The 12,730-nt window shown below is 70.2% G+C and carries 11 protein-coding genes; 4 read left to right on the top strand and 7 right to left on the bottom strand.

The genetic code is table 11. The features are described 5' to 3' along the window. Nucleotides 1–7 precede the first annotated feature (7 nt). The 6 genes from ACR68M_RS29615 to argC all read right to left on the bottom strand — a co-directional run bounded on the left by ACR68M_RS29615 (nucleotide 8) and on the right by argC (nucleotide 6,309). Nucleotides 8–1,201, bottom strand: coding sequence for an argininosuccinate synthase (locus ACR68M_RS29615; RefSeq protein WP_441247219.1), 1,194 nt, complete (start codon nucleotides 1,199–1,201; stop codon nucleotides 8–10). A 114-nt stretch (nucleotides 1,202–1,315) separates the two neighbouring features. Next, complete coding sequence (locus ACR68M_RS29610; protein WP_441247218.1) at nucleotides 1,316–1,864, bottom strand: arginine repressor; 549 nt, start codon at nucleotides 1,862–1,864, stop codon at nucleotides 1,316–1,318. Nucleotides 1,865–1,882: 18 nt separating this feature from the next. Then, a complete protein-coding gene (locus tag ACR68M_RS29605) occupies nucleotides 1,883–3,142 on the bottom strand; it encodes an acetylornithine transaminase (protein ID WP_441247217.1) in 1,260 nt (419 codons plus the stop codon). Further along, the gene (gene argB, locus ACR68M_RS29600) at nucleotides 3,139–4,113 is read right to left on the bottom strand and encodes an acetylglutamate kinase (protein WP_441247216.1); all 975 of its coding nucleotides are present in this window, start codon (nucleotides 4,111–4,113) and stop codon (nucleotides 3,139–3,141) included. The genes ACR68M_RS29605 and argB overlap by 4 nt, the downstream gene beginning before the upstream one ends. Beyond that, on the bottom strand, nucleotides 4,088–5,239 hold the full coding sequence (argJ, locus tag ACR68M_RS29595; RefSeq protein ID WP_441251748.1) for a bifunctional glutamate N-acetyltransferase/amino-acid acetyltransferase ArgJ: 1,152 nt from the start codon (nucleotides 5,237–5,239) through the stop codon (nucleotides 4,088–4,090). The genes argB and argJ overlap by 26 nt, the downstream gene beginning before the upstream one ends. Nucleotides 5,240–5,280: 41 nt before the next feature. Beyond that, nucleotides 5,281–6,309: an N-acetyl-gamma-glutamyl-phosphate reductase gene (argC, locus tag ACR68M_RS29590; RefSeq protein WP_441247215.1), complete on the bottom strand. Its 1,029-nt coding sequence runs from the start codon at nucleotides 6,307–6,309 to the stop codon at nucleotides 5,281–5,283. A gap of 84 nt (nucleotides 6,310–6,393) precedes the next feature. Here argC and ACR68M_RS29585 point away from each other — a divergent pair, with 84 nt between their 5' ends. Then, nucleotides 6,394–7,680 carry a hypothetical protein gene (locus ACR68M_RS29585; protein ID WP_441247214.1) on the top strand — a complete coding sequence of 429 codons (1,287 nt, stop codon included), beginning with the start codon at nucleotides 6,394–6,396 and terminating at the stop codon, nucleotides 7,678–7,680. 306 nt (nucleotides 7,681–7,986) lie between these two features. Next, nucleotides 7,987–8,514 carry a GNAT family N-acetyltransferase gene (locus ACR68M_RS29580; RefSeq protein WP_441247213.1) on the top strand — a complete coding sequence of 176 codons (528 nt, stop codon included), beginning with the start codon at nucleotides 7,987–7,989 and terminating at the stop codon, nucleotides 8,512–8,514. A gap of 258 nt (nucleotides 8,515–8,772) precedes the next feature. Here ACR68M_RS29580 and ACR68M_RS29575 read toward each other — a convergent pair whose 3' ends face one another. Next, nucleotides 8,773–9,561: a hypothetical protein gene (locus ACR68M_RS29575; protein ID WP_441247212.1), complete on the bottom strand. Its 789-nt coding sequence runs from the start codon at nucleotides 9,559–9,561 to the stop codon at nucleotides 8,773–8,775. Nucleotides 9,562–9,703: 142 nt separating this feature from the next. Between ACR68M_RS29575 and ACR68M_RS29570 the strand changes: the two genes are divergently transcribed. Together ACR68M_RS29570 and ACR68M_RS29565 are read left to right on the top strand one after the other, a co-directional pair. Further along, nucleotides 9,704–11,215, top strand: coding sequence for a methyltransferase domain-containing protein (locus tag ACR68M_RS29570; RefSeq protein ID WP_441247211.1), 1,512 nt, complete (start codon nucleotides 9,704–9,706; stop codon nucleotides 11,213–11,215). 36 nt (nucleotides 11,216–11,251) lie between these two features. Further along, a complete protein-coding gene (locus ACR68M_RS29565; RefSeq protein WP_441247210.1) occupies nucleotides 11,252–12,535 on the top strand; it encodes a cytochrome P450 in 1,284 nt (427 codons plus the stop codon). Nucleotides 12,536–12,730: the final 195 nt, after the last annotated feature.

The raw sequence follows: 12,730 nt of genomic DNA, 5'->3' as shown, positions 1-12,730 counted from the left end.
GTGCGGCTCAGGCGAGGTCGCGGCGGGCGGCGATCTTCGAGGACATGCCGAAGATCTCGATGAAGCCCTTGGACATCGACTGGTCGAAGGTGTCGCCGGTGTCGTACGTCGCCAGGTTGAAGTCGTACAGCGACTGGTCGGACTTGCGGCCGTTGACGACGGCGCGGCCGCCGTGCAGGACCATCCGGATGTCGCCGGTGACGCTCTGGTTGGCCTCGGCGATGAAGCCGTCGAGGGCGCGCTTGAGCGGGGAGAACCAGAGGCCGTCGTAGACCAGCTCGGCCCAACGCTGCTCGACCTGCCGCTTGTAGCGGGCCAGCTCGCGCTCGACGGTGACGTTCTCCAGGGCCTGGTGGGCGGTGATCAGGGCGATCGCGCCGGGGGCCTCGTAGATCTCGCGGGACTTGATGCCGACGAGCCGGTCCTCGACCATGTCGAGGCGGCCGATGCCCTGGGCGCCGGCCCGCTTGTTCAGCTCCTCGATGGCCTGGAGCATGGTGACCTTGCGGCCGTCGATCGCGACCGGCACGCCGGCCTCGAAGGTGATGACGACCTCGTCGGCCTCACGCGGGGTGGCCGGGTTCTGGGTGTACTCGTAGACGTCCTCGATCGGGGCGTTCCAGATGTCCTCCAGGAAGCCCGTCTCGACGGCGCGACCGAAGACGTTCTGGTCGATCGAGTACGGGTTCTTCTTGGTGGTCACGATCGGGAGGTTCTTCGCCTCGGCGAAGGCGATCGCCTTGTCCCGGGTCATCGCGTAGTCGCGGACGGGGGCGATGCACTTCAGCTCGGGGGCCAGCGACTGGATGCCGACCTCGAAGCGGACCTGGTCGTTGCCCTTGCCGGTGCAGCCGTGGGCGACGGTGGTCGCGCCGTGCTTCTTCGCGGCGGCGACCAGGTGCTTGACGATCGCCGGGCGGGACAGCGCCGAGACCAGCGGGTACTGGCCCTGGTAGAGGGCGTTCGCCTTGAGCGCCGGGAGGCAGTACTCGTCGGCGAACTCGTCACGGGCGTCCGCGACCTCGGCCTCGACGGCGCCGCAGTCGAGTGCGCGCTGACGGATGGCGTCCAGGTCCTCGCCGCCCTGGCCGACGTCGACGGCGACGGCGATGACCTCGGCGCCCGTCTCCTCGGCGATCCAGCCGATGCAGACGGACGTGTCCAGACCGCCCGAATAGGCGAGTACGACGCGCTCGGTCACGGCTTTCTCCTTCGCAAAAGTATGAACAGGATTACGGCGACAGGCATAAGTATGCACCACACCGTATGAAAATCAAAACCCCCTCAACCTGCGGGGCCTACTGCCCTACTGCTCCTATTGCGCCTTGGCCTGGGCCAGTTGCATCAGGTGGTCGGCCAGCGCCTGGCCGCCCGAGGGGTCGCGGCTGATCAGCAGGACGGTGTCGTCCCCCGCGATGGTGCCGATGATCTCGAAGACCTCGGCCTGGTCGATCGCCGAGGCCAGGAACTGGGCCGCGCCCGGCGGGGTGCGCAGCACCACGAGATTGCCGGAGGCCGTCGCCGAGACCATCAACTCCCCCGCCAGCCGGGCCATCCGGCCCTCGCTGGCGGACTCGCCCATCGGCGCGCGGGGCGTGCGGTCGCCGCCCTCGGCCGGGACGGCGTAGATCAGCGCGCCGTCCCGGTTGCGGATCTTCACCGCACCCAGCTCGTCCAGATCCCGGGAGAGGGTGGCCTGGGTGACCACGAGGCCGTCGTCGGCGAGCAGCTTGGCCAGCTGGCTCTGCGAGCGGACGGGTTGACGGGTCAACAGGTCCACGATCCGCCGGTGGCGCGCGGTGCGGGTCTGCGGCACCTGCGAGGTCGGCCCGGCGGCGGGCTGGTCGGGATGGGTTGCGGTCATATTGATAATTCTCCCGGACTACGCTCGGGGCTTCGCGTCGGGGGCACCCTGACGGGCACCCTCCCGGGCGGCATCCTGTGCGGCGTCCTGTGCGGCATCGCGGGCGCTGCGCAGGATCGCGGGCAGCGCGGCGAGGAAGCTCTCCGCCTCGGCCTCGGTCAGCACCAGCGGCGGCACCAGCCGCACCGCGTCCGGCACGGCGGCGTTCACCAGGAAGCCCGCCTGCTGCGCCGCCGCCTGCACCAGCGCCGAGACGGGCTGGGTGAGCACGATCCCGAGCAGCAGCCCGGCACCCCGGACGTGGTCGACCAGCGGGTCGCCGATCGCCTCGATGCCGCGCCGCAGCAGCTCGCCCGTCCGGCGGGTCTGCTCCAGCAGGCCCTCCTTCTCGATGGTGTCGATCACCGCGAGGGCCGCCGCCGCGACCACCGGGTTCCCGCCGAAGGTGGTGCCGTGCTGGCCCGGCTGCAGCAGCTTCGCCGCCTCGCCGTACGCGATCACGGCGCCGATCGGCAGCCCGCCGCCCAGGCCCTTGGCGAGCGTGACGACATCCGGCTCGACGCCCTCGTACGCCTGGTGGGCGAACCAGTGGCCGGTGCGGCCGATGCCGGTCTGCACCTCGTCCAGGACGAGCAGGGTGCCCGTCGCCCGGGTGATCTCGCGGGCCGCGAGCAGGTAGCCCTCGGGCAGCGGGATGGCGCCGTTCTCACCCTGGATCGGCTCCAGGAAGACGGCGGCGGTCTCGGTGGTGACGGCCGCCCGCAGAGCCTCGACGTCACCGAAGGGCACGTGGGTGACCTCGCCGGGCAGCGGGAGGAAGGGCGTCTGCTTGGCGGGCTGGGCGGTGAGCGAGAGGGCGCCCATCGTCCGGCCGTGGAAGGAGCCCTGCAGCGAGACCAGGTGGGTGCGGCCGGTCAGCCGGCTGATCTTGAAGGCGGCCTCGTTGGCCTCGGCGCCGGAGTTGCAGAAGAAGACCTGGCCGCCGCGCGGGTCGGCGGAGATCTCCAGCAGCCGCTCGGCGAGGCGGATCGTCGGCTCGGCCATGAACAGGTTGGAGATGTGGCCCAGCTCGCCGATCTGCCGTGACACGGCCTCGACCACCGCCGGGTGGGCGGTGCCGAGCGCGTTCACGGCGATGCCGCCGACCAGGTCGAGGTACTCCTTGCCGTCCGCGTCCCAGAGCCTGGCGCCCGCGCCGCGCGCCAGCGGGACGCGCGGGGTGCCGTAGTTGTTCATCAGCGTGTGCTGCCACCGCTGTGCGAGGTCGTCGTTGCTCATGCCAGCCCCCCGGTCAGGAAAGATTCGTCGTCGGGCACGACCATGGTGCCGATGCCCTCGTCGGTGAAGATCTCCAGCAGCAGCGAGTGCTGCACCCGCCCGTCCAGCACGCGGGCCGTGCCGACGCCGGAGCGGACGGCGTTCAGGCAGGCCTCCATCTTCGGCAGCATGCCGCTGGCCAGCGTCGGCAGCAGCTCCTCCAGCTCGCTCGCGCCGAGCTGGCTGATCACGTCGTCGGAGTTCGGCCAGTCGGCGAAGAGGCCCTCGACGTCGGTCAGCACGACCAGCATCTCGGCGCCCAGCGAGACCGCCAGCGCCGAGGCGGCGGTGTCGGCGTTGATGTTGTAGACATGGCCGTCGCCGCCGCGCGCGATGCTGGAGATGACGGGGATGCGGCCGTCGGCGATCAGCGCCTTCACCGCGCCCGCCTCGACGTTGACGATGTCGCCGACCAGCCCGATGTCGACCTGCTCGCCGTCCACCACGGCGTACCGCTTCACGGCCGTCATGGTGTGCGCGTCCTCGCCCGTCATGCCGACGGCGAACGGGCCGTGCTCGTTGAGCAGCCCGACCAGCTCACGCTGCACCTGGCCGGCCAGCACCATCCGGACGACGTCCATCGTCTCGGGGGTGGTCACCCGCAGGCCGTTGGTGAAGGAGGACTCCAGGCCCAACTTCGCCAGCTGCGCGCTGATCTGCGGGCCGCCGCCGTGCACCACGACGGGGTGCAGACCGGCGTAGCGCAGGAAGACCACGTCCTGGGCGAAGGCCGCCTTCAGCGACTCGTCGACCATGGCGTTGCCGCCGAACTTGATCACGATGGTCTTGCCGTGGAAGCGCTCCAGCCAGGGCAGCGCCTCGATGAGGGTGAGCGCCTTGGGCAACGCGGTGTTGTTGCGGGCCTGTTCGCCCTTGGGTGCGATCTGCACGGTCTTGGCCCCCGGATCAGGAAGAGTAGGCGCTGTTCTCATGGACGTAGTCTGCGGTGAGGTCGTTGGTCCACACCGTGGCGGCCGCCGTACCCGCGTTCAGATCGGCCGAGATCACCACCTCACGGCCCGTCATGTCGACCAGGTCGCGGTCCTCGCCGACGCTGCCGCCCTTGCAGACCCAGATGCCGTTGATCGCGACGTCCAGCTCGTCCGGGTCGAACGCGGCCTTGGTGGTGCCGATCGCGGCCAGCACCCGGCCCCAGTTCGGGTCCTCGCCGTGCAGGGCGCACTTGAGCAGGTTGTTCCGGGCGATCGTCCGGGCGACGTCGACGGCCTCCTCCTCGGTGGCGGCGCCGGTCACGTCGATCCGGATGTCCTTGCTCGCGCCCTCCGCGTCGCCGACCAGCTGACGGGCGAGATCCGCGCAGACCGTACGGACGGCCTCGGCGAACTCGGCCTGCTCCGGCACGATCCCGGAGGCGGCGGAGGAGAGCAGCAGCACGGTGTCGTTGGTCGACATGCAGCCGTCGGAGTCGACCCGGTCGAAGGTGGTGCGGGTCGCCTCGCGCAGCGCCGCGTCCAGGCCCTCGGCCTTCAGCGCGGCGTCGGTGGTGAGCACCACGAGCATGGTGGCCAGGCCCGGGGCGAGCATGCCCGCGCCCTTGGCCATGCCGCCGACCGTCCAGCCGCCGACCGTGACCTGGGCGGTCTTGTGCACGGTGTCGGTGGTCTTGATCGCGATCGCGGCGGCCGCGCCACCGGTCTCGGTGAGCGCCTGCGCGGCCTGCTCGACGCCCGGCAGCAGCAGGTCCATCGGCAGCCGCACCCCGATCAGGCCGGTGGACGCGACGGCGACCTCACCCGCACCGACCTTCAGCTCCTCGGCCACCTTCTCCGCCGTTGCGTGGGTGTCCTGGAAGCCCCCCGGGCCCGTACAGGCGTTGGCCCCACCGGAGTTGAGCACGACGGCGGCGATCTGACCGCCCTTCACCACCTGCTCGGACCAGAGCACGGGGGCAGCCTTCACCCGGTTCGCGGTGAACACGCCGGCGGCGGCCAGCGACGGACCGTCGTTGACCACCAGCGCCAGGTCGGGCAGGCCGGAGGCCTTCAGCCCGGCGGTGACGCCGGCGGCGCGGAAGCCCTTGGCCGCCGTGACGCCGATGTTCTGGTCCTGCTGCTGCTCTTGCTGCTCGGTCGGCGCAGTCATGGTGCGACTCCAGTCATGGGGAGGCCCAGCTCTTCCGGCAGGCCGAGGGCGATGTTCATGCTCTGCACCGCGCCGCCCGCGGTGCCCTTCACCAGGTTGTCGATCGCGCTGACCACGACGACCCGCCCGGCGTGCTCGTCCAGCGCGACCTGGACGAGAGCGGCGTTGGAGCCGTAGACACTGCTGGTCTGCGGCCACTGCCCCTCGGGCAGCAGACGGACGAACGGCTCGCCCGCGAAAGCCTTCTCGTACGCGGCACGGACGGCCTCGTACGTCACCCCCGGGCGCGCCTTGGCACTGCACGTCGCGAGAATGCCGCGCGGCATCGGCGCGAGCGTCGGGGTGAACGACACGATCACCCGTTCCCCGGCGACGGGGCCGAGGTTCTGCGACATCTCCGGCGTGTGGCGGTGCCCGCCACCGACGCCGTACGGGCTCATCGAGCCCATCACCTCACTGCCGAGCAGATGCGGCTTCACCGCCTTGCCCGCACCCGAGGTGCCCGAGGCCGCGACGATCACCGCCTCCGGCTCCACCAGCCGCGCGGCGTACGCCGGGAACAGCGCGAGCGTCACGGCCGTCGGGTAGCAGCCCGGTACGGCGATCCGCTTCGTCCCCGCCAACGCAGCGCGGTGGCCCGGCAGTTCGGGCATCCCGTACGGCCAGGTGCCGGCGTGCGGCGAGCCGTAGAACGCCTCCCACTCCCCCGCGTCCTTCAGCCGGAAGTCGGCCCCGCAGTCCACCACCAGCACATCCGCACCGAGCGCCTCGGCGACGGCGGCCGACTGCCCGTGCGGCAGCCCCAGGAACACCACGTCATGCCCCGCCAGCACCTCCGGCGTGGTCGCCTCCAGCACCCGGTCGGCGAGCGGCAGCAGATGCGGCTGCAACTCCCCGAACCGCACCCCGGCATTCGACCCCCCGGTCAGCGCCCCGATCTCCACCCCGGGATGCCCGAGCAGCAGGCGCAACACCTCACCACCCGCATACCCACTGGCGCCGGCGACGGCGACTCGCAATGCCATGGCGTTTCCCTCCTTCGACTTGGCATGAATATACGCACTACGGAACATTCATGCAAGGATGGCAGGAGGTCGTGGACGGTTGTCGTGACGAGGATCGCCAGTTGGCCCGACGCGATCCTTCCCGATGCGGCAGGATTCGGATCCATGATCGTCCCTACGCGTGTAGCCATGCCCGGCCAGGTGCGGAGCCTGGTAGCCCACCACCCTGCGGGCCCGCTTTACGTGACGAGTCACGGGGCCGGCATCCTCGAAACGGTTCTGAGCGCGGTGGACCTCTCGGGTGCCGTGCTGTGGCAGCGGACCTTTCCAGGCACCGGGCGTCCGCGGTCTCGTGGCTCCCGGCAGGGAGTGATGTGGCTGGCCCGGCCTGGGGACGGCGGGCCGGTGCTGGAGGAAATCGGCCCGGACGGTGAGACCGGGAGCGTCATTGCCCCTGCTTGCGACGCCGGCGAAGAGATCAGCGCCTTCGTGGTGCTGGACGACGGGTTCTGCATCTCCTGGGCCGCCGCTCCCCCTTACCAGCGCGGCAATGCCCCGTACCGCGAGCCCCGTGTAGCCAGGTACGCCCGCGACGGTCGGTGCCTGTGGTCGTCACCGATCAGTCTCGGCGCGCTCTCTCACGCAGGTGTGGTTGAGGCGGGAGTCCAGACCGACTGGGAGGTGCGCCCCAAGCGGCCGTGGACTCCGCAGGAAGTCGACGTCGATCACTGGGAACCGCTGCTGGTGTCCGGGGACAGAGTGGCCGCCAGCTTCGTGGAGGAACGCAGTGGGATCGGAGCCACCTTCTTCCTGGACCTGGCGGGCGGCGGAATCGTCGCGTCGACAAAGCCCTTGCCGACGGGCCGGAAAGCCATTGCCGGGCCGGCGGAGTTCCTGATCGGCTCGCAGGGCTACGGGGAGTTCAGCACCACACGCTACGACCGGGACGGCGCTCAGGTCGCGCGCTGGAACAGCCACGGAGCCATGCTGGTCAATGCATCCGGAGCGATTCGGGGCCCAGAGCTGGAAAACCGCCTCCCCTCTCACTCCAGGTTCCGGGAACTGACCGGCACAGGGGCGCTGGTGGACGGGCCTGCGCTGACCGGCTACTACACCTCGTACCCCGCCCTGGACTGTGCCGGCACCGCGGTGTTCTGGCGAGACGGCAGGCTCCTGGCAATCGACTCGAGCCTCGGGCAGCAGGAGTACTTCGCCACCGACGACTCCCGGAACGTCATGAGCCGGACACTGCTGCTCGACAGCGGGCAGATCGCCTTTGCGTTGGACAGTGAACTGCTGCTCTTTCAGACCCCGCTCGGCCCGCTCGCCTCCAGCGCTTGGCCCTGCGGAGACGGAAATCTTCACGGCAACCCAGTCAGGTGGACCGACTGACTTGCTCCGCAAATTGCCGCGCAGAGCGTGCCCGGCCAGCCGGAGGACTTGGCGCTTAGCCTCGCCGTTTCGGTCGAGATGAGGCCGGAAGCGGGGAGGAAATACGAAAGCGCCTTCTGAGCTGGGACGATGAACCTTGTCGAGGGGTTCTGTCGGTCCAAGTGGAAGGCACCTTCTGCGTGCACGGTATCGAGAACACGAGTTGCGCGATCGACTCGTTCCTCTGGTGGGCGTAGGGTGCGGCGGCGCGAGCACCCCTGCATAGGCTGGCCGTCTCATCCGACGCACCGCGACGAGGATCAGCCCATGCGCAGCAGCACCAGGATCCGCCTGATCGAGCCCACCGACGCCGCCCCGATAGCGGCGCATCGGGTGCGGGACTTCGAGGCTTTCCGGCCGTGGGAACCGGCCCAGCCGGCCGGCTTCTTCACCCCGGAGGGCCAGGCGGAGCGGATCGACAGGCTGTTGGCCGGATACCGGGCCGGCTCGGTCTGGCCGGGCGTGGTGCTCGCCGACGACCAGGTGATCGGGCAGGTCACCGTCGGAGGCATCCTGCCGCAGCCGCATCTGCGCCGCGGCTCCGTCGGATACTGGATCGCCAGCGTCGCCCAGAATCAGGGGCACGCCGGGCACGCCGTCGGGCTTGTACTCCGGGTGATGACGGACGAACTCGGGTTGCACCGCGCCGAGGCGTCCACCAATCTGGAGAATCTGCCGTCACAGCGGGTGCTGCGCCGCAACGGGTTCAGCCCGTACGGCGTCGCGCACTCCTCGATCTTTCTCGACGGAAGCTGGCGGGACGGGCTGCTGTGGGAGCGGGTCCTCGGCGACTAACTAACCTGCGCGTTTCGTCTGGGGGCGCGTCCGGATCATGATCGGAAACGCGAAAGTGCCTTCCCGCTGGAACGACTGGGACCCTAGACAAGCCTCATCGTCCCAGTCCAGAAGGCACTTTTCGCCAACGGCCACTGATTCCCGTCGAATACGTGTCCGGCAGTCCCGCTCATCCGGCCGGCCGCACCTCTTGCGGCGCCGTGCGCCTCTCGATGGGGTCGAACGAGGCGGGATGTGTCACCGGCCCGGTGTGCAGCGTCAGGCGTGGAGTTCGTAGAGGTGGAAGTCCATGTTGGCGCCGTGGGGCAGGCAGGGCTCGGGGGTGATGCGGCGCAGGTACCGGACGCCGGCGAAGGAGCGGGTCAGGGAGTCGTGGGCGATCTGGTCGTTGGTTTTGATGGCGATGTGGCAGGACAGGCCATCGCGGGAGCGGCGGATGTCGTCGAGGATCTCGGGCACCGGGGGTGAGGTGCGGGTGAGGTCGAGGCCGTCGGCGGTGAAGGCGGGGCCCCAGGGCGGTTCGACGACGTACGTGTCGTGGGTGCTGCGGGCGGGGAGTTGGCCGAGCAGGTGCCGGTAGTCGGTCAGCTGCAGGGTGATCGCCGAGCCGATGCGGTCGAGGTTGTTGCGGGTGGTGCCGTAGACGGCGGGATCGAGTTCGGAGGCGTGGACGGGGCGAGTGAGGCGCTGTCCGAGGTGGTAGCCGAAGTTCCCGGAGCCGCAGAACAGGTCCACGATCAGCGGGTTGTCCGGGTCGGGACCCTCGGGTTCGGTGCCGGCCTGGAGTTGGGCGAGGGCGTCGGCGACCGGTGCGGTGTAGGCGTCGATGGAGCATTCGATGACGGTGCGGCCCAGCAGGGTGATCCGCTTGGCCGCCATGTCGGGGGCGGCGATGCCGTACAAGGACAACCCGTTCGGGTCGCCGTAGATGAGTCGTCCGGCCTCGCACAGTTGCTCGTCGGTCAGGATCGTGGTGCGCAGGTCGCCAAGGAGCCGGTCGCGGAAGGCGAAGTACGCGGCATGGCCGACGTCGATGGTGCTTGTCATATGAGGTGCAACTTCCGGAATAGAAGAAAGGTTTGCCCTACGGGCCGTAACGCTTGGTACTTGATCGACTCCGCAGTGTAGTGTCTCGCCGGTGTTGTTGATCACCATCCCGAAACCCCAAGTCATGAGGAGCGCCCACACGATGACCACCGATTCCGCCACCGCCGCCACCGCCGTCACCGCCGTCACCGCCCGGCACGATGGGACGGCCGAGACGGCCGCCCGCCCCTTCGACGTGCTCGGCAAGGTGTACGAGGACACCTACGCCCACCTGCCCGAGCAACTGGCGGCGATCGACTGGCTGCTGGCCCGGCTGCCCGCACGGGCGAAGGTGCTGGACATCGGCTCCGGTACCGGGCGGCCCACCGCCGAGCGGATCGCCGCCGCCGGGCACGAGGTGACCGGCTACGACGTGTCCGCCACCATGGTCGACCTCGCCCGCGCCCAGGTACCCGCCGCGCTGTTCGAACTGGCCGACGTGCGCGCCCTGCCCGACACCCCGGGCCGGTGGGACGCGATCACGGCGTTCTTCCCGCTGCTTCAGATGCCCCGCGCGGACCTGGACACCACCCTCGTCCGGATCGCCGACTGGCTCACGCCCGGCGGGATCTTCGTGTTCTCCACGGTCCCCTTCGACGCCGAGGACGAGGAGATCCAGTGGATGGGCCAGATCATCCGCGCCACCAGCTACCCCGCCGAAACCTACGGACGACTGCTGCGCGAGGCCGGCCTCCACATCGTCCACGAGCAGCTCAGCGTCTTCCACCCCGACTTCCCCGGCATGGGCGCCGAGGAGCACCTGTTCCTCTACGCGATCAAGCCCGGCGGTCCGGCCGTGCCAGCGCACGCGCTCGTCGGCCCGTACCCGCTGCCCGAGACCTACCGAGGGCCCCACGAGCTGAACCAGCACGGCTGGCTGGGCATGGAAGCCCGCTTCGAACGCCACGACATCACCCCGGTCCTCGCCGCGCTCACCGGCAACGACAGGGTCCTCGACGTCGGCGGTGGCACCGGCGCGGTCGTCCGCGAGATCGCCGCACAGCTCGGGAAGATCACCACTATCGAGCCACACGCGGCACGCGAGGAGAGCATGCGCCCGCTGACCGCCCGAGGCGTCACCGTGCTGCCCGGATGTGCCGAACAACTGCCGGTGGGAGACGCCGAGTTCGACGCAACTCTGGCCACCTGGGTGCTGCACTACACCGACGACCCCGACCAGGCCGTCGCCGAGCTGGCCCGCGCGGTCGACCGCACCCACCCCGCAGCCAGGGTGATCATCGTCCAGGGCGCTCCCGACAACGAGCTCATCGCCCTGTGGAACCGCACCTGCGCCCCACTCATCGGCGAAGCCCAGGACCACCAGGGCCACCTCCTCGCCCAGGCCGCCCGGGTACTCGCCGAACGCGGTTTCGGCGACATCGCCTTCACCCGCGCCCGCGTCGACGTGGTCTTCCCCGAACCCGGCCCCGAGGCCAAGGCCCAGGCCGCCGCCACCGTACTGGCCGACTTCTGGAACACCGGCCACCCCCGCCTCGCGGAACTGCGGGAGGCCCTGCTGCCCACCCTGCGCGCCCACTTCGCCGACGGCGCCGACCGCTTCAACGACGACGCCGTGCTGCTCATCGCCCGCCCCACCCCCTTCGCCGACCACTGAACCCGGTTCACCCGAAAGACGGAAAGACCTGACGCCGTGACGGCCACCGAGCTGACAACCTCCCGCACCTGCGAAGCCCTGCCCGACTGTCCGGCCGTGACGCCCGGCGCCATCACCACCCACGGGGCCGGCGAACCCGGCCCCCTCTACGCCCACCTACGCGCCGACCACCCCGTCTACCACGACCCACTGCTCGACGTATGGGTCATCTCCCGACACAGCGACATCGACGCCGTCCTGCGGGACGCCGACGGCACCTTCTCCACCGCCCTCGGCTACGTCCCCCTGCACCCGCTCTGCCCCCGGGCGCAGACGATCCTCGAACACAGCGACGCCGTACCGGTCCTGTCCTCCCTGGACCCGCCGCACCACGCCCGGTTCCGCCGCCAGATGACCGCCGCCTTTCCCGCCACCGAACGCCGAGTGCAGCAACTGGACGCCCTCATGCGGGAGGAGACCCGCCGCGCAGCCCGGCAGTTCGCCGCCCGCACCACCCACACGGGGGACCTCGTCAACCACTGGGCACGCCCCCTCGCCACCGCCGCCCTCGGCCGCCTGGCCGCCATCCCGCCCCGGGACCAGCCGGCTATCACCTACCAGGCAGCCGCACTGTCAGAACTCGTCTGGGGCCGCGTCGACAACGCCAGGCAGACCGCCGCCGCCCACGCCCTGAACACCCTGTTCACCTACTGCCACACCCTCACCGAACAACGCGCCCACGCACCGGGCGAGGACCTCGTCTCCGGATGGCTCACCCACCAGGACACCGACGGCCACCGCTTCACCACCCACGAGGTCGCCTCCACCCTGATGGAAGTCCTCATCACCAACGCCGAGATCGTCCCCCGCCTCCTCACCAACACCCTCTACCGCCTCCTCGCCACCGACACCCTTCACCACCTCCACCAGGCAGACCGCCTCCACCAGGCCCTCGACGAAACCCTCCGCCACGACCCGCCCCTGGCCGGCTGGCTGCGCAACACCACCCGCGACACCCGACTGTCCGGCACACCCATCCCCGCAGGAGCCCGCCTCCTGCTCCTGCTCGCCTCAGCCGGGCGCGACGAACGCCACGACCTCACCGACGCCGACACCTACGATCCCCAGCGTCCGGATCAGCCACCCACCGTCGCCTTCGGTGCCGGTATCCACTACTGCCCCGGGGCCCCCTACACCCGCCATCTCGCCCAGCACGCCCTTGCCGCCCTCGCCGACGCCTGCCCCAGTCTCACCCTCACCGACCCGGACACCGCACACCCCGGAACCTGGCCCCGCAACACCGCACTGCGGGCCCCCCTGCATCTCAACGCCGGCTGGTAGCCCCAGCACCACAGCCCTCAAACCCTCGGACCCCGCTGACCCGGACGGCGAGAGAACCAGCCCTGTCCCGCAGTCGCTTCGTCACTCCGGTCGCGCAGCACGACGAGGTCCCGGATCGCCTCGCCGCCATTGACGCAAACTTGGGCGGGAGCAACTGGTGTACACGCAGAAAGTGCCTTCCTGCTGGAACGACGG

Origin of the sequence: Kitasatospora sp. McL0602, from assembly GCF_052076145.1 — a bacterium.
Taxonomy (GTDB): Bacteria; Actinomycetota; Actinomycetes; order Streptomycetales; family Streptomycetaceae; genus Kitasatospora.
The sequence above is the reverse complement of the archived record's forward strand: the minus strand, read 5'-3'. Positions and strand labels throughout refer to the sequence as shown.

What these genes read in the sequence shown, in the direction of transcription:
- ACR68M_RS29610 (WP_441247218.1), bottom strand. Translation starts at nt 1,864, where the DNA reads ATGACCGCAACCCATCCCGACCAGCCCGCCGCCGGGCCGACCTCGCAG.
- ACR68M_RS29605 (WP_441247217.1), bottom strand. Translation starts at nt 3,142, where the DNA reads ATGAGCAACGACGACCTCGCACAGCGGTGGCAGCACACGCTGATGAAC.
- argB (WP_441247216.1), bottom strand. Translation starts at nt 4,113, where the DNA reads ATGAGAACAGCGCCTACTCTTCCTGATCCGGGGGCCAAGACCGTGCAG.
- argC (WP_441247215.1), bottom strand. Translation starts at nt 6,309, where the DNA reads ATGGCATTGCGAGTCGCCGTCGCCGGCGCCAGTGGGTATGCGGGTGGT.
- ACR68M_RS29580 (WP_441247213.1), top strand. Translation starts at nt 7,987, where the DNA reads ATGCGCAGCAGCACCAGGATCCGCCTGATCGAGCCCACCGACGCCGCC.
- ACR68M_RS29575 (WP_441247212.1), bottom strand. Translation starts at nt 9,561, where the DNA reads ATGACAAGCACCATCGACGTCGGCCATGCCGCGTACTTCGCCTTCCGC.
- ACR68M_RS29570 (WP_441247211.1), top strand. Translation starts at nt 9,704, where the DNA reads ATGACCACCGATTCCGCCACCGCCGCCACCGCCGTCACCGCCGTCACC.